Consider the following 15515-nt stretch of genomic DNA (forward strand, 5'->3'; position numbering starts at 1 on the left):
TGTGCTGATTTCGAAAAGACAGTTCAACTATGGAACTGATCCGCACGAACAATCAACAAAGTAGTGCGTTTCGTCACGTCTTCGCGTAACCTCGTACTAACTGACCGTTCGATCAGTAAATCGGACGGCCTGAATCCACCTCGGCAGCCCTAATCCTTAACCAAGCTGCCCCCAAGCCACGGAGTTCCAATGACCGAAACTTCACGCGTCGATTCCGAGGCGGGCCCGAGCAGCAAGCACGAGGAACGCAAGGTCCTCGCAGCAACGCTGGTCGGCACCACCATCGAGTGGTACGACTTCTTCATCTTCGCGCAACTGACGGGCACCCTGCTGTCCCCGCTGTTCCTGGCTCCGCTCAACGAATCCAACCCGGGCCTGGCCCAGATCCTGTCCTTCGCCCTCATCGGCATCAGCTTCCTGTTCCGCCCGCTGGGTGCAGTGGTTGCCGGCCACCTTGGCGACAGGCTCGGACGCAAGGCCATGCTGGTCTTCACCCTCTTGATGATGGGCGCAGCCACTTCACTGATCGGCATGCTGCCGACCTATGCGCAGATCGGCGTCTGGGCCCCCATCCTGCTGATCATCCTCCGCATTGCCCAGGGCTTCTCCGCCGGCGGCGAATGGGGCGGCGCTGCCCTGATGGCCGTGGAACACGCCCCCAAGAGTCGTCGCGGTGTGTTCGGTGCGTACCCGCAGATCGGTGTCCCGGTCGGCATGATCCTGGCCACCGGCCTGCTCTTCGTTCTCAACTCGAATATGTCAAAGGAAGACTTCGCGGCGTGGGGCTGGCGGGTGCCGTTCCTGCTGTCCATCGTGCTTATTGTGGTGGGATACCTGATCCGGCGGGCTGTGGCCGAGAGCCCCGTCTTCCAGGAGATGTCCGCCCGAAAGGCCGAAAGCAGGGCGCCCCTCAGCGAGCTAATTCGTAGCCACAAGAGGCCTGTGCTTTACTCGACCATGATCTTCATCGGCAACAACGCCGCTGGCTACCTGTTGATTGCCTTCTTTATCTCCTACGCCACCAGGACGTTGAAGATGCCGGTCCCGGAAATCCTGCTGGCCACCACGCTTGCCTCCTTCGGCTGGCTGATCTTCACGCTTGCAGGCGGCTGGCTCTCGGACCGGATCGGCCGGGTCAAGACGTTCCTGATCGGTTATGCGATCATCTTCGTTTGGATGATCCCGATGTTCGCCCTGATCGACACCCGGAACATCTGGTTGTACGGCGTGGCACTGTTCGTCCTGACCATCGGCCTCGGTCTCTCCTACGGCCCCATGTCGGCGATGTACGCCGAGATGTTCCCGGCCAATGTCCGGTACTCGGGCATCTCCATTGGGTACGCCTTCGGTGCGATCCTGGGTGGTGCCTTCGCTGCGACCATTGCCGAAACGCTGCTCCAGAGCACCAAATGGACCGGATCCATCGGCATCTACATCATGATCCTGTGCGTGATTTCCGCAGTCGGGGTCTTGCTTGCCAAGGAGACGAAGGGCAACCCGCTCGGCGTCAGCAGCCACCACTAAAGTTGTTTGCATCGCAGAACGGCGGGTTCCGGCCATCTGGCCTGGACCCGCCGTTTTTGCCGTGCGGGCCCAGTGATGGAGTGGGGCCTACTGGTTCAGCAGGCTGATGGCGTCCTCATCGGTCAATTGTTCGAAGTGCCGGTAGAAGCTGCCCACGGCGCGGAACTTGCCCGGCAAATGCAGGCACAGCACGGCATCGCACACCCGGGACACGGCCGCGTAGGCTTCCACGGAACCCACCGGCGCTGCGGCGACGACGCGTGCCGAACCACCGGAACGGGCGGCCTCGACGGCGGCGCGCATGGTGGCTCCGGTGGCCAGGCCGTCGTCGAGCAGGAGGACTGTCTTGCCGGTGAGGTGGTTGCTGATCCCAGGGTAGGTGCCGGCCCGTCGTAGCAGCTCGGCCCTCTCCCGTGCCTCCACTTCGTCCAGCCATTCCTGGCGGACGCCGTGGTCCAGGATGCGGGTGACCAGGGGGCGGTTGAGCAGGCGCACTATCCGGCCTCCGGACCAGGCCAGCGCGCCGAACGCTGTTTCGTTGTGGCCGGGGATGCCGAGTTTCCGAACCAGAACGGCGCCGAGTGGCAGGTACAGGGCCTTGGCAGCTGCGGCAGCCACGGGGATACCGCCGCGGGCCAGCCCCAGGATGATGGTGTCGGGGCGTTCCCGGAACTGGGTGAGCACCGCCGCCAGCCGTTCACCGGCCTCGGTGCGGTCTTCAAAACGCGTGCTCATTGCTCCCTCTCCGGCTGACTCCGCCCCGCTTCCAGCCTACCTTCTGCCGCCGCACCGGGAAGCGTGGATCCTGTCTCCCGTGCGCCGCCGAGTCAGGAAAGGGCGGTGGTAACGGCCTTGGTGATGTCCTGGATCAGTACGGCGCTCAGGGACGTCGCTCAGGTCGGCACCCTTCGTGAAAACCACCAGCACGTAGCTGCCGGAAGACATGGCGAGGACGGCGGCGTCGTGGAGTTCGTCATCGATGAGCCCGTACTTGTGAAAGACGGTAACGCCGTCCGGAACTGCGGCCGGAATGAGGTTTTCGTAGTTGGTGTCCTGCATATACGACAGCAGCTGCTCCGTATGCTCCTGGTCCGGGAGCCGGCCCTCGAACAGTTCCGCCAGGATATGGGCCATGTCGGCGGTCGAGAGCGTGTTCACCTCGGGGTCGTAGGTGACGTCGATGGAGGCGGCGTACGCCGAGAGTTCGGAAAGGCCCACGGCGTCCATCAGCAGGCTCCGCGAAATCGTTGTTGCTTTCCTGGACCATCGTCTGGATCTGGAATCCCGAGGTGAAGGCGCCCAGAGGATCATCGAGGGACGCCGACCCCTCCTCCACCAGGTGGTAATAGGCCGCAGCCGTCAGGACCTTGGCCGTACTCGCTGCCTGGAACGGTTCCTCCACGCCGTACTGATGCAGGTCCCCGTTGGCGGTGGCCATGAGCGCAACACCCACCTGGTACTGGCTGTTGTCGCCAATGATGGCATTGATGGCTGCGTCCAGGTCCGCATCAATCCGGGCGGAGCTTGCAAAAGTGTCGATGCCTATTGATGTGCGCGACGCCGCTCGCTGCCCGGCCCGGGCAGGCGCCAGGATGTAGACGGCGGCGATCAGAGCCATAGCGAGGAAACCGGCGGCCGCCACCAGGACGGAACGGCGGCGCAGGGCGGCCGGCCTGCGAGGGGCGCGTGGCTTGGAAGGATCGTGCATCTGAGGATCAAAGCAGCGGAACCTATGCGGGAGCTATGAAACCCCTGTCAGGGATCATGCCGTCTAAGGATCAGACACCCAGGAAAGCGATGGCGCCCTGTTTGAAGGCCCGGCTGGTGATGGCGTTGGTGTGGTTCCGTCCGGGCAGCGTCAGCTGTTCGGCCATGGACCCTGCCCGGATTCCCAGTTCGGCAAGCTGCGGCATGGTGGCGGCGCGTTCATCCTGGTCGCCGGCCACAAGAAGCATGGGCATGTGCGGAACGGCTTCGGCAGGATCGAAGGGTTCGGCCTTGATGGCGTCCACCAGGGACAGCAGCGCGAAGATGTTGTTGCTCGGCAGGAGCATGGCCAACTTGAGGAGGCCGGCTGTGGACGGGTCGGCGATGGGAGTGCCGTCGGCGAGGTAGTTCTGGGCGGCGATGAGGTCAAAGGCTGCCAGTGGATCGGCGATGTTCGGTCCGCCCAGGACCAGGCGGTGGACGATCTCCGGCTGGGTGGCACCGAATTCCCAGGCGAGCCGGGCGCCCAAGGAATAGCCCACAACGTCCACCCCGCTGGCGGGGTCACCGTCGTGCAATGGCCGCACGCCGGCGTCGGACGCTATCTGCAGCAGGTCCGCACGGATCCGGCTAGGGGAGTAGGAGTCCATGTCTTCGGGGGCGCCGCTGCGGCCGTGGCCGGGCAGGTCCACGGTGATGACGCGGCGGCCGGCCTCCAGCAGGGCCGCCACCCAGCCGGTGTCATGCCAGTTGAGTTTGCTGGAAGAGGAGAAGCCGTGCAGCAGCAGCACAGGGCGCAGTCCCGCGTCGTCCTGGGGATCGTGCACCTCCACAAACAATTGGGGGTCGGTGCCCTCAACGGTGTGGGAATGCATCTCGCCGGTGTGCCTGCCGCTCATCGTGTCAGTCCTCATCAAGTACGGCGCTCAGGCGGACCCGGCGCGTCGGAGCCTCATCCTTCGGGACCGTACCCACGATTCCGGCAGTGTTGTCCGGCACCTCGAACACGATCAGGGGTTCGCCGACATTGATCCTGTCGCCTGCCCCACCGAAGGTACGCACCACTTTACCTGCCTGCGGACTGGGCAGTTCAACAGCGGATTTGGTGGTTTCCACCTCCACCAGCGGCTGGTTCCTTTCCACCTGATCGCCGGGCGAAACCAGCCATTCAAGCACGGTCGCCTCGATCAGGCCCTCACCTAGGTCCGGGAGCGGGAATGAAATTTCAGCCACGGCGGTACTCCAATACTCGCTGGATCCCGCTAAGGATCCGGTCAACGTTGGGGATGTATTCGTCCTCGAGGTCACCGGAGGGGTACGGGACGTCGAAGCCTGTCACGCGTTCCACCGGCGCCTTGAGGGTGTTGAAACAGCCCTGGGTGATGAGTTCGGCCACCTCCGCGCCCAGGCCGGACGTCAGCGGAGCTTCATGGACGACGACGGCCCGCCGCGTCTTCGCCACGGACGTCACCAGGGCCCGGGCATCGATGGGCTTGAGCCAGCGCAGGTCCAGGACCTCGATGTCCACGCCGTCCTCAGCCGCGAGTTCGGCCACCTGCAGGCAGCGCGCAACCATGGCACCCCAGGCCACGAGCGTGAGGTGGCGGCCTTCGCGCATGACCTTGGCGCCGGTGGGGGAGCCGCCGCCGGCATCGGCGTTGGCGACGTTCACCTCACCCTTTTGCCAGTACCGGGACTTGGGCTCCATAAAGATCACCGGGTCCGGACGGGAGGCCGCGTACTTGAGAAGGTGGTAGGCCTCGTGCGGGTTCGACGGCGACACCACCTTCAGGCCCGGTACGTGGGCGAAGAGCGCCTCGAGCGATTCGCCGTGGTGTTCGGGGGCGCGGATGCCCCCGAAGCTGGGAACGCGCAGGGTGATGGGCATCGGCAGGGTGCCGCGGCTGCGGTAGTTCATCCTGGCGATCTGGCAGACGATCTGGTTGATGGCCGGGTAGGCGAAGCCGTCGAACTGCACCTCGGGGATCGGGTGGAAACCGGCCATGGCCAGGCCCACGGACATGCCCAGGATGCCGGACTCCGCCAGCGGGGTATCGAAGACCCGGGCCTCGCCGTACTTTGCCTGCAGGCCGTCCGTGATCCTGAAGACTCCGCCGAGCCGGCCGCAGTCCTCGCCGAAGATGACGGCCTTGGCGTTTTCCGCGAGGACCTCATCGAGGGCCCGGTTCAGGGCCTGCTGCATGGACATCACGATGGTCTCCGGGGTTTGGGCCTGCCCTTCCGGTGGTTGAGCTTGCTCCTCCGTCGGTTGGGCCTGCTCTGCCGGTGATTGAGCGTGTCGAAATCCAACGACCGAGTTAGACATGCTCGGACTCCTTCCGCCAGTTGGCAGCCTGGGCCTGCAGGGCGGGCGTGGTTTCCTGGAACACGAGGCTGAACATTTCGCTGCCTGGGCGCGGCGCCAGGGCCTGGAGGCCCTCCCGGATCTGTTCTTCTTCCGCCTTGGCCGCGGCGAGGGCTGCGGCGAAGAACTCCTCATCTGCGACGTCGTCGGCGAGCAGGACCTGACGGAAGCGTTCCAGCGGGTCCGGGCCGCCGTCGTTGTGCTCTTCCGCAAGGGTGCGGTAGCGGCCGGGGTCATCGGAGGTTGAGTGCGGGCCGCGGCGGTAGGTCATGGCTTCGATGAGGACGGGCCCGTTTCCGGCCCGGCAGTGTGCCAGCGCTCGCCGTGTGGCGTCCACAACGGCCACCACGTCGTTGCCGTCAACCTTGACGGCGGGGATGCCATAGCCCCCGGCGCGGGCAGCCACTGAGCCGCCGGCCACTTGGCGTTCGGTGGGCACTGAGATGGCCCAACCATTGTTCTGGACGAAGAACACCACCGGCGCCTTCATGATGGCCGCGAAGTTCAGGGCCTCGTGGACGTCGCCCTGGGATGAGGCGCCGTCGCCGAAGTAGCTCAGAGCCACGCCGGTTTCGACGCCGGGGGCGGCAGCCAGGGTCTGGCCATGGGCCCAGCCAACGGCATGCAGCACGGAGCCGGCCACCACCGCCTGGATCGGTGCGAGCCGGGATTCCAGGGGATCGTAAAGGCCGCCATGCCAGGTGGCCTTGTGGGTGGCCATGTAGGCAACCATGTCCACGCCCATGGCGCGGGCCGCACCCATTTCCCGGTACGTGGGGAAGACAAAGTCGCGGGACAGGTCCACTGCGTAGCCGCTGCCAACCTGGGCTGCTTCCTGGCCCAGTTCGGGGGCATAGCCGGGGATGATGCCCTGCCGCTGCCAGGCGACGGCGGAGGTGTCCAGGTGCCGGACGGCCACCATGAGCGCATACAGTTCGCGGAGCTGGCCGGGGGTCAGTGGCGACGTTGCGTGACCGGGCTCCGGCGGCGGAAGTGTGTCCATGCCTGTGACCCTAGTCACCGGCTGGTGCGTGGGCAATCAGCACAGCGAGGGCTGGCCAGACTGCCAAGAACTGTCCCATGTTGCGGCCGGCAGCTTCGCAATTTGTACAGTGCGATCCGCCGTCGCTCTTTCTGCCCCTCACCCAACTAGGTAGCGCTATCTGTCGTTTTGACCGCCGAAAACGACAGATAGCGCTACTTACTTGGGCTGGCGATCGCGGGTGGTGAGCCGGGCGCCGAGCCAGCAGGCCGCCGCGAGGCAGGCAACCAGAACGAACGTGCTCAGTAGCTGTCCGCGGCTGCTTTCCGCGCTGAAGCCGACGGCGAAGATCAGGCCGAGTAACACCAGTCCGAAAATTGTCAGGCCCGGAAAGCCCTTCATCAGCAGCGGAAGGACGGCACCGGTCCGGTCCGCGCGGCGCCGGAGGATCAGCTGGGAGACGAGGGCCGTGCCCCAGACCACCAGGCACGTGGATCCGACCAGCTGGAACAGGGCCGGCAGGATCCGGTCCGGGAACAGCAGCTCCAGAACGGTGGCGAAGAAGCCGAACGCCACGGAGACGCCTACCGCCACCATGGGCACGCTGGCGCCGCTGAGCCTGGCCAGGAACCGGGGAGCCTCGCCGCGTTCGGCGAGCGAGTACACCATGCGGGACGCGCCGTAGAGGTTTGCGTTCAGTGCGGAGAGGAGCGCGACGACGGCAACCAGGGTGATCGCCGTGCCGGCGCCCGGGATCCGGGCCGCGTCGAGCACGCCGGCAAATGGCGAGGCGAGTCCTTCGGAGGTGACCGGCAGAACGGCCGCGATGACAAAGACCGACCCGATGTAGAAGACCAGGATGCGCCACAACACCGTGCGGATCGCCTTGCCCACACTGTGCTCCGGATCCTCCGTTTCCGCGGCGGCCACGGCCACGATCTCGGTTCCGCCGAAGGCAAAGATCACCACGAACAATGCCGTGGCGATTCCACCAAGCCCGGCGGGGGCAAAATCGGTGGTGATGTTTGCCAGCCCGGGCGAAGCTACCTCGGGCAGGAGGCCCAGCAGCAGGGCGGCCCCCACGGCCAGGAACGCGACAATGGCGGCAACCTTCAGGATGGCAAACCAGAATTCGAACTCGCCGAAGTTCTTGACCCCCGTCAGGTTGATGGCCGTAAACACAACCATAAAGATCAGGGCCAGGACCCAGACGGGGATAACCGGCCAGACAGAAAACAGCAGGCCTGCGGCGCCGAGAGCTTCCGCGGCAATGACCACCACCAGCTGAAGCCACCACAGCCAGCCCACCGTGGCGCCGGCGGTTTTTCCAAGGGCCCGCTCGGCGTAGACGGAGAACGCGCCGCTGGTGGGATTCGCAGCCGCCATCTCGCCCAGCGCCCACATCACCAGGATGATGAGCGTCCCGGCGACCAGGTACGAGACCAGCACGGCGGGCCCGGCAGCCTGGATACCGGCCCCAGAACCCAGGAACAGGCCGGCGCCGATGGCGCTGCCCAGTCCCATCATGGTGAGCTGGCGGGGTTTCATGGTGTGGCCGAGGTGGGATACCGGCCGCACTGCCGTGGACTTCGATGTCATGCCTGTGAACCTTCTTGGGGTTGGGGTTGGTGCCCCCGCAGGGACCACTTGAATTTACCGCCTAAGTCGCTGGCCCGCGGGCAACCGGTGTGCAACGATGATGGCACTTTGAATCATTCGAATGACTATTGGCTAGCAAGTTGCCTACCCTATGGTGGCGAGCGGAGGAGATTGTATGAACGTCGATGCCCTGGATGCCAAAATTGTCCGATTCTTTACCGACAGTCCCCGGGGCTCGGTGCTGGAGGCTTCGAGGGTCCTGGGCGTTGCCCGCGCCACCGTCCAGTCGAGGCTGGACAGGATGACGGAGGCCGGCGTGATCAGTTCGTGGGTGCCCCGGCCTGATCCCGCCAAGTTCGGCTTCCCGGTGGTCGCGTTCTGTTCGCTCACCATCAACCAGGACCTGGGCCACGACGCCGTGGCCGCGGCGCTGGCCGCGATCCCGGAACTGATCGAGGTCCACACCGTTTCCGGCAGTTCGGATCTCATGGCGAGGATCGCCGCGCGGTCCAATCCGGACCTGCAGCGCGTTCTGGATGCAATGATCGCCACCAAGACCGTGCTCCGCGCGTCCTCCGTGATTGTCCTCAACACCCACTTCCAGGGCAGGACACTGAACCTGCTCGAAGCCGCAGCCGCCATCCAGCCGGAGTAGCGTCTCCGCGAACCCGCCGAGGGAGACTTCGTCCGGCGTCGAGGGGCGGCGAAATATTTTGAATCAGAGGAATGTGGCCGTAGAATCAGTTCTAGTCAAATTGACTATAACTAAGTGATGGCAATGAACCCCAGAAGCAGGGAGCGGGTGAGTAACCGTGTACAGCAGCTCAGCGAACGTCTCCGAACGGGCCACCGCGGCACCCTCGCTCGCTATCTCCACCGTCATCTTCGCCTTGCGGCCCAGCGAATCCTCGGGCCGGCCCACCCTCTGGCTTCCCCTGGTCCGCAGGATTCGTGAGCCGTACAAGGACCTTTGGGCACTTCCCGGCGGACCGCTGACTCATGTTGAGTCCCTGCAGGATGGTGCCTCCCGGAACCTCCGGGAAACCACAGGGCTCACGCCGAGCTACCTGGAACAGCTCTACGCGTTTGGCGGGCTGCACCGCTCGCCCACCCAGCGCGTGGTGTCGATCGCCTACTGGGCGCTGGTCCAGCCCACTGAGGCCGCCCTCGCCGACGAATCGGAGAACGTTAAGTGGTTCCGGGCAGACAAAGTGGGGGACCTGGCCTTCGACCACAACGCCATTGTTGAGTACGCGCTCCGGCGCCTGCGGAACAAGCTGGCCTACGGCTCGGTGGCCTACCACTTCCTGGGGGAGTACTTCACCCTCGCCCAGGTCCGGGAAGTCTATGAAGCCGTGCTGGACACGCGGCTGGATCCGGCCAACTTCCGCCGCCAGCTCAAGTCCACGCCGGAAATCGAAGAAACCGGCGAATACCTCCAGGGCGGCAAGCACCGTCCGCCGCGTCTTTACCGCTTCACCGGCCGCCCCGGCCTTGACCCCGATAACAGGAGCACACCATGAGCAGCGTCAACACAGCCATCCAGCTGATCACGCGCGAACAAGCCGAAAGCGCGTCCCGAAACGCGGCTGCAGGCAAAACAGCTGCCACCTGCAGCCCGGCGCTCGCCAAGGGACCGTGGGAATACGACCTTGTCGAGGCGCTCGCGGGTAGCCCGGCCTACGGACCCGGAGCCTCCAGTGCGGATGTTGCGCCGGCCGCCACGCCTCGCCAGGGCCAGTTGCCGGAAGAATACAAGCTCGCCAGCGACGACGAGCTCGACGTCCGCATCCGGGCCGCCAAGGCCACGCTCGGTGATCGCGCCGTGATCCTGGGCCACTTCTACCAGCGCGACGAGGTCATCCAGTACGCCGACTTCGTGGGCGACTCCTTCCAGCTGGCCAACGCCGCCCTGACCAAGCCCGAGGCAGAGGCCATCATTTTCTGCGGCGTGCACTTCATGGCCGAGACCGCGGACATCCTCTCCACCCCGGAACAGGCCGTTATCCTGCCCAACCTCGCCGCCGGCTGCTCCATGGCGGACATGGCGGACATCGACTCCGTGGAAGAGTGCTGGGAACAGCTCGAAGAAATCTTCGGCACCGAGGCCGACGCCGAGGGCCGGGTTCCGGTCATTCCGGTCACCTACATGAATTCCTCCGCCGCCCTGAAGGCTTTCTGCGGCCGCAACGGCGGCATTGTCTGCACCTCCTCCAACGCCAAGGTGGTCCTGGAATGGGCCTTCGAACGGGGCCAGCGGGTCCTGTTCTTCCCCGACCAGCACCTGGGCCGGAACACCGCCAAAGCCATGGGCGTGCCGCTGGAGCAGATGCCCATGTGGAACCCGCGCAAGGAACTGGGCGGCAATGACGAACAGGCCCTGCTCGATTCCCGCGTGATCCTCTGGCACGGCTTCTGCTCGGTCCACAAGCGCTTCAACGTCGGCCAGATCGAAAAGGCCCGTGCCGAGTTCCCCGGCGTCAACGTGATTGTGCACCCCGAGTGCCCCATGGAGGTGGTGGACGCCGCCGATTCCGCCGGCTCAACCGACTTCATCAAGAAGGCCATCGCCGCCGCCACCGAACCGACCACCTTCGCGATCGGCACGGAAGTCAACATGGTGAACCGGCTCGCCGCCGAGTACCCGCAGCACACCATCTTCTGCCTGGACCCGGTGATCTGCCCCTGCTCCACGATGTACCGTATCCACCCCGGCTACCTCGCCTGGGTCCTGGAGGAACTCGTCGAAGGCCGCATCGTCAACCGCATCAGCGTGGACGGTTCCGTTCAGGACAACGCCAAAACCGCGCTTGAGCGTATGCTCGCCGCGCGTCCGCTGTAGCCCGCAGCTGCAATCCCGCCCGCCGTAACCCTGGAAACCGAAACGAGCCCCACATGAGCGCAGAGAGCCCAGCCGGTGGTCCGGCACCCCGGCGGCTGATCGTCGTCGGGAGCGGCATCGCGGGACTGTACTCCGCGTTGCTTGCCGCCGATGCCGGCGCCGAAGTGGTGCTGCTGACCAAGGGCGCGCTCGCGGACAGCAACACGTACTACGCCCAAGGCGGCATCTCCGCCGTCCTCGACGAGCCCGCACCCGGGGACACCGTGGCCGCGCACATCGCAGACACCCTCAAAGCCGGGGCCGGGCACTGCGACGAGGACGCCGTCCGCGTGCTCTGCACGGAGGCCCGCCAGGATATCGCCGGCTTGGAACGCTTCGGCGTGCGTTTCGATTTGGACGACGACGGCGACCCCTCGCTGGGTCTGGAAGCCGCCCATTCAGCGCCGCGGATCCTGCACGCCGGCGGCGACGCAACCGGTGCCGGCGTTGCCAGGGCGCTCATCAAGACCGTTCTGGATGCGCAGGCCGCTGGCCGGATCCAGGTCATCGGGCACGCCCAGGTCACGTCCCTGTCGCAGAGCGAAGGCCGCGTGGCTGGCGTGAATTTCCTCCACGACGGGCGGGAACTCGGCGTCCACGGTGATGCAGTGCTCCTGGCCACCGGGGGAGCGGGCCAGCTGTTCGCCCAGACCACCAACCCGGCCGTGGCAACTGCCGACGGGCTGGCGCTCGCCTGGCGGGCCGGAGCCGCAGTGGTGGACCTGGAGTTCTTTCAGTTCCACCCCACCTGCATGGTGCTGCCGGCCGATGCCCTCGAGGCAGCCGGCAATGGCGCTGAACCGCTCCTGATTTCCGAAGCTGTCCGCGGTGAAGGTGCCATCCTGCTGGACGCCCGCGGCGAACGCTTTATGCCTGCCTATCACGCCGACGCAGAACTTGCCCCGCGCGACGTCGTCTCCCGCAGCATCGCCCTGCACCTCGCCACCCTCGGGGACCCCAACGGGCACGTGTTCCTCGACGCCATAGTGGTCGAGGCCAGGCAAGGCAAGGGCTACCTCGAAAAGCGCTTCCCCACCATCAGCGCCCGCACCCGCCAAGCCGGTGTCGACTGGACCCGCGAACTCGTCCCCGTGGCACCGGCCGCCCACTACTGGATGGGCGGGGTTCTTACCGACCTTTACGGGAGGACCTCTGTGCCTGGGTTGCTGGCCGCCGGCGAGGTTGCTTGCACCGGCGTCCAAGGGGCTAACCGGCTTGCCAGCAACTCTTTGCTTGAAGGTCTTGTCTTCGGGCGGCGGGCTGTTTCTGCTTTCTTGAGCGACGGCGCGGGTGGGTTGGCGCCCGACGCTGTTCCTCCGCTCGCTGTCTCGGCCGCGAGCGGCCTCCCCTTGACGCTCGCTTCCGGAACACCCTCGGCCGACGTTCGTTCGCTCGCCGTGGGAGCAACCGACGATGGATCACTCGCCTTCAGGGTGGCTGCCTCCGCGCCCATTTCCTGGCAGTTTGAAACGGTCCCGGCGCCGGGGCCTGTTGAGACGTCGTTTGTTGAGGCCGGGCCGTTTTCCCGGGTTGCACTTCGGCGGGTGATGACTGCTAACGCAGGAGTACTTCGCGACGGCGGGTTGTTGCGGGAGGCGGGGGCCGCTCTTGGCTCCTGGGCCGTCGTCGAACCCTCTGAGAACGTTCCTGATTCCCTTGATCCCCGGGAGCATGAGGATGCCAATCTTTTGTTGGCTGCGCAGCTGCTGGTGCATGCCGCGCGGGAGCGGCGGGAATCCCTGGGGGCGCATTACCGCAGCGACAGCGTGGCCGCGGATGCCGTCGTCGAACATTTTGATAAGCGTTACACCATGAGCCGGAAAGCGAGCCTCGTAAATGACTAGCCTGACCCTCCCCGCCGCACCCGTCCGGGACATCCTGGAGCGGGCTTTTGCCGAGGACGCGCCCAACGGTGACATCACCTCGCAGCTGCTGATCCCCGCCGAAGCCCGCGCCACCGCGGTACTGAACGCGCGGGTGCCCGGCGTGTTCAGCGGTGGAACGGTGTTCCGCGACGCCATGAAGATCGTGGACCCGGGCACCGACGTGGAGCTGCTGCTCGCTGAGGGGGCAGCGTTCGACGCCGGCACCCACCTCGCGCGTGTTACCGGCAACGCGCGCTCGGTGCTGCTCGCCGAACGAGTCGGGCTGAACCTCGTCCAGCGGATGAGTGCCATCGCCACCAAGACCGCTGAATTCGTCCGGCTCGTCGAAGGCACCCAAGCACGCATCACGGACACCCGCAAGACCACCCCCGGCCTGCGCGTGCTGGAGCGCTACGCCGTCCGCTGCGGCGGGGGAGCCAACCACCGATACAGCCTGTCCGACGCCGTGCTGGCCAAGGACAACCACCTGGCCGTGATGACCGGCGGAGACCCCGCCAAGCTCACCGCCCTCCTGGCGGCGGCGAAAGCCCAGCTGGGGCACACCACGCATTTCGAGGTTGAAGTGGACAGCGCCGAGCAGATCGAACCGGTCCTGGCCGCCGGGGTGGACACCATCATGCTGGACAATTTCACCATTGACGGGCTGCGCGCCGGCGTCAAGCAGGTGGACGGACGCGCGGTGGTGGAAGCCAGCGGCAACGTCAACCTCGGCACCGTCGCGGACATCGCCGCGGCGGGCGTGGACGTCATCTCCATCGGTGGTCTCACCCACAGCGTGGCTGCCTTGGACCTCGGCCTGGACGTCGAACTGAGCGTCGGCTGAAACGCCCATGATCTTCCTCGACGCCGCCGCCACCACACCCGTCCGCCGCGAAGTCCTCGAGGCCATGTGGCCCTACCTGAGCGGCGAGTTCGGCAACCCTTCCAGCCATCACACGCTGGGCGAGGCCGCGGCGTCCGCGCTCGCAGGCGCCCGCGCGGCCGTGGCCAAGGTGCTTGGCTGCCGCCCGGGCGAGGTCACCTTCACCTCGGGCGGCACCGAGGCGGACAACCTCGCGGTCAAGGGCATTGCCCTGGCCCGGCAGGCTGCCGACCCGGGCCTCAACCGCGTGGTGATCAGCGCCGTCGAACACCCAGCTGTAGAGGAGTCTGCACGTTACCTGGAGCGATTCCACGGATTCACCGTGGATGTGGTTCCGGTGGACGGGACCGGCCGGGTGACGCCGGAGGCGCTCGCCGCAGGGCTCCGGCCGGAAACCGCCGTGGTCAGCGTTATGTACGCGAACAATGAAGTGGGCACCATCCAGCCGGTCGCCGAACTGGCCGCCATCGCCACTGGGCGGGGCATCCCGTTCCACACCGACGCCGTCCAGGCCGCGGGCTGGCTGCCCCTGGACGCTAAGTCGCTGGGCGTGGACGCCCTGAGCATTTCCGGCCACAAACTCGGCGCGCCCAAAGGGTGCGGCGTACTGTATGTCCGCGGCAGGACCCGCATGGAGCCCCTGGTGCACGGCGGCGGCCAGGAACGCGGCCGCCGGTCCGGGACCGAAAACGTTGCCGGTGCCGTGGCGCTGGCCACGGCACTGACGCTCGCCCACGCCGAACGGCCGGAACTCGCCGCCCGCGTGGCCCTTCTCCGCGAACGCTTTATCGCCACCATCCTGGACACCGTTCCCGGCGCCCTGCTCACCGGGCACCGGACGGAACGGCTGCCGTCAGTGGCGTCGTTCTGTTTCCCCGGCACCAGCGGCGAATCCGTGCTGTTGGAGCTGGAGCGGCAGGGCGTGGTGTGCTCGAGCGGTTCGGCGTGTGCCGCCGGCTCGGATGCGCCGTCGCCGGTGCTGACCGCCCTGGGCTATGACGCCGAAGTGGCGCAGACAGCTGTGCGGTTCAGCTTCACCTCAGCAGTGACCGCGGACGAACTCGAGCAGGCGGCGGCAGCCGTGGGCACCGCCGTCGGGAGCGTCAGGACCCTCGGCCGCGGCTAACAGCCCCCTCCCGCCCAACTGGGTAGCGCTATCTGTCGTTTTGGAGGCTCAAAACGACAGATAGCGCTACTCAGTTGGGGGCGTGGGTCAGATGTGGCGGGCGCGGCGGAAGATCCAGTGGCGCAGCATCGTGAACCGCACGGCGGTGGCCACGAAGCCCGAGAGTGTGGTGGTCCACAGCTCGTCGGACACGGTGGCGTCCGGGTGCAGCCAATGCAGCACGCCCAGGCTGCCGCCGGTAATGACCAGCGCCACGGCGATGACGATCATGCCGTTCAGGTGGTCGCGGGCCATCCGGCGCTGCCCGGAGATCTTGAATGTCAGCCTGCGGTTCAGCGCCGTGTTCATCAAGGACGTCAGCACCAGGGCGGCCGCGTTGGCCAGCTGCGGTCCCAGCCAGGGGCGCAGCAACGCATACAGCGCCAGGGAGGTGGCGGTGCAGATGATGCCGACGCCGGTAAAGCGCAGGAGCTGCCGTACCACCGGAAACTTCAAAATTCCGCGGTAGTGCCTGGTGGCAGGCGCGCCACGGGTGGGCTGCTGCGTCAGCTGGGCACTGGGCGCAGCAGGGGATTCCATGGCC

At 66.2% G+C, this 15515-nt stretch carries 15 protein-coding genes and 1 pseudogene; 7 read left to right on the top strand and 9 right to left on the bottom strand.

Annotation, left to right across the window (positions count from 1 at the left end; genetic code table 11):
- The first annotated feature begins 189 nt into the window (after positions 1–189).
- Complete coding sequence (locus AC50YA_RS01470; protein WP_494980616.1) at positions 190–1524, top strand: MFS transporter; 1335 nt, start codon at positions 190–192, stop codon at positions 1522–1524.
- Positions 1525–1611: 87 nt separating this feature from the next.
- On the opposite strand, the gene AC50YA_RS01475 is transcribed toward AC50YA_RS01470, so the two are convergent.
- The 8 genes and pseudogenes from AC50YA_RS01475 to AC50YA_RS01510 all read right to left on the bottom strand — a co-directional run bounded on the left by AC50YA_RS01475 (position 1612) and on the right by AC50YA_RS01510 (position 8177).
- Positions 1612–2259, bottom strand: coding sequence for a phosphoribosyltransferase (locus AC50YA_RS01475; RefSeq protein WP_494980617.1), 648 nt, complete (start codon positions 2257–2259; stop codon positions 1612–1614).
- A gap of 36 nt (positions 2260–2295) precedes the next feature.
- A complete protein-coding gene (locus AC50YA_RS01480; RefSeq protein WP_494980618.1) occupies positions 2296–2751 on the bottom strand; it encodes a serine hydrolase in 456 nt (151 codons plus the stop codon).
- Between the two features lie 127 nt (positions 2752–2878).
- Positions 2879–3232: pseudogene (locus AC50YA_RS01485) on the bottom strand (hypothetical protein); the annotation flags it as partial.
- Between the two features lie 70 nt (positions 3233–3302).
- The gene (locus AC50YA_RS01490) at positions 3303–4130 is read right to left on the bottom strand and encodes an alpha/beta fold hydrolase (RefSeq protein WP_494980619.1); all 828 of its coding nucleotides are present in this window, start codon (positions 4128–4130) and stop codon (positions 3303–3305) included.
- 4 nt (positions 4131–4134) lie between these two features.
- On the bottom strand, positions 4135–4464 hold the full coding sequence (locus tag AC50YA_RS01495) for a biotin/lipoyl-containing protein (protein ID WP_494980620.1): 330 nt from the start codon (positions 4462–4464) through the stop codon (positions 4135–4137).
- Positions 4457–5440, bottom strand: a complete 984-nt coding sequence (locus tag AC50YA_RS01500) for an alpha-ketoacid dehydrogenase subunit beta (RefSeq protein ID WP_494980831.1) — start codon at positions 5438–5440, stop codon at positions 4457–4459. The genes AC50YA_RS01495 and AC50YA_RS01500 overlap by 8 nt, the downstream gene beginning before the upstream one ends.
- A 109-nt stretch (positions 5441–5549) precedes the next feature.
- The gene (locus AC50YA_RS01505) at positions 5550–6599 is read right to left on the bottom strand and encodes a thiamine pyrophosphate-dependent enzyme (protein WP_494980621.1); all 1050 of its coding nucleotides are present in this window, start codon (positions 6597–6599) and stop codon (positions 5550–5552) included.
- Between the two features lie 198 nt (positions 6600–6797).
- The gene (locus tag AC50YA_RS01510; protein ID WP_494980622.1) at positions 6798–8177 is read right to left on the bottom strand and encodes an amino acid permease; all 1380 of its coding nucleotides are present in this window, start codon (positions 8175–8177) and stop codon (positions 6798–6800) included.
- Between the two features lie 175 nt (positions 8178–8352).
- Here AC50YA_RS01510 and AC50YA_RS01515 point away from each other — a divergent pair, with 175 nt between their 5' ends.
- From AC50YA_RS01515 to AC50YA_RS01540, 6 genes are all read left to right on the top strand, one after another.
- Complete coding sequence (locus AC50YA_RS01515; RefSeq protein WP_494980623.1) at positions 8353–8832, top strand: Lrp/AsnC family transcriptional regulator; 480 nt, start codon at positions 8353–8355, stop codon at positions 8830–8832.
- 157 nt (positions 8833–8989) lie between these two features.
- Positions 8990–9700 carry an NUDIX hydrolase gene (locus tag AC50YA_RS01520; protein WP_494980624.1) on the top strand — a complete coding sequence of 237 codons (711 nt, stop codon included), beginning with the start codon at positions 8990–8992 and terminating at the stop codon, positions 9698–9700.
- Positions 9697–11019, top strand: a complete 1323-nt coding sequence (gene nadA / locus AC50YA_RS01525) for a quinolinate synthase NadA (RefSeq protein WP_494980625.1) — start codon at positions 9697–9699, stop codon at positions 11017–11019. The genes AC50YA_RS01520 and nadA overlap by 4 nt, the downstream gene beginning before the upstream one ends.
- Before the next feature lie 53 nt (positions 11020–11072).
- Positions 11073–12902, top strand: coding sequence for an L-aspartate oxidase (locus tag AC50YA_RS01530; RefSeq protein WP_494980626.1), 1830 nt, complete (start codon positions 11073–11075; stop codon positions 12900–12902).
- Positions 12895–13767: a carboxylating nicotinate-nucleotide diphosphorylase gene (gene nadC / locus AC50YA_RS01535; RefSeq protein ID WP_494980627.1), complete on the top strand. Its 873-nt coding sequence runs from the start codon at positions 12895–12897 to the stop codon at positions 13765–13767. The genes AC50YA_RS01530 and nadC overlap by 8 nt, the downstream gene beginning before the upstream one ends.
- 7 nt (positions 13768–13774) lie before the next feature.
- Positions 13775–14932, top strand: coding sequence for a cysteine desulfurase family protein (locus tag AC50YA_RS01540; protein WP_494980628.1), 1158 nt, complete (start codon positions 13775–13777; stop codon positions 14930–14932).
- A gap of 87 nt (positions 14933–15019) precedes the next feature.
- Here the strand turns inward: AC50YA_RS01540 and AC50YA_RS01545 are convergent, their stop codons facing one another.
- Positions 15020–15511 carry a GtrA family protein gene (locus AC50YA_RS01545; protein ID WP_494980629.1) on the bottom strand — a complete coding sequence of 164 codons (492 nt, stop codon included), beginning with the start codon at positions 15509–15511 and terminating at the stop codon, positions 15020–15022.
- Positions 15512–15515: the final 4 nt, after the last annotated feature.

This window comes from Pseudarthrobacter sp. RHLT3-21, from assembly GCF_059383495.1.

Bases quoted from the DNA above. Each gene is read 5' to 3' on its own strand.
- AC50YA_RS01545 (WP_494980629.1), bottom strand. From the start codon at position 15,511: ATGGAATCCCCTGCTGCGCCCAGTGCCCAGCTGACGCAGCAGCCCACC.
- AC50YA_RS01505 (WP_494980621.1), bottom strand. From the start codon at position 6,599: ATGGACACACTTCCGCCGCCGGAGCCCGGTCACGCAACGTCGCCACTG.
- AC50YA_RS01475 (WP_494980617.1), bottom strand. From the start codon at position 2,259: ATGAGCACGCGTTTTGAAGACCGCACCGAGGCCGGTGAACGGCTGGCG.
- AC50YA_RS01490 (WP_494980619.1), bottom strand. From the start codon at position 4,130: ATGAGCGGCAGGCACACCGGCGAGATGCATTCCCACACCGTTGAGGGC.
- AC50YA_RS01510 (WP_494980622.1), bottom strand. From the start codon at position 8,177: ATGACATCGAAGTCCACGGCAGTGCGGCCGGTATCCCACCTCGGCCAC.
- nadC (WP_494980627.1), top strand. From the start codon at position 12,895: ATGACTAGCCTGACCCTCCCCGCCGCACCCGTCCGGGACATCCTGGAG.
- AC50YA_RS01530 (WP_494980626.1), top strand. From the start codon at position 11,073: ATGAGCGCAGAGAGCCCAGCCGGTGGTCCGGCACCCCGGCGGCTGATC.
- AC50YA_RS01500 (WP_494980831.1), bottom strand. From the start codon at position 5,440: ATGTCCATGCAGCAGGCCCTGAACCGGGCCCTCGATGAGGTCCTCGCG.
- nadA (WP_494980625.1), top strand. From the start codon at position 9,697: ATGAGCAGCGTCAACACAGCCATCCAGCTGATCACGCGCGAACAAGCC.
- AC50YA_RS01470 (WP_494980616.1), top strand. From the start codon at position 190: ATGACCGAAACTTCACGCGTCGATTCCGAGGCGGGCCCGAGCAGCAAG.
- AC50YA_RS01540 (WP_494980628.1), top strand. From the start codon at position 13,775: ATGATCTTCCTCGACGCCGCCGCCACCACACCCGTCCGCCGCGAAGTC.
- AC50YA_RS01480 (WP_494980618.1), bottom strand. From the start codon at position 2,751: ATGGACGCCGTGGGCCTTTCCGAACTCTCGGCGTACGCCGCCTCCATC.
- AC50YA_RS01515 (WP_494980623.1), top strand. From the start codon at position 8,353: ATGAACGTCGATGCCCTGGATGCCAAAATTGTCCGATTCTTTACCGAC.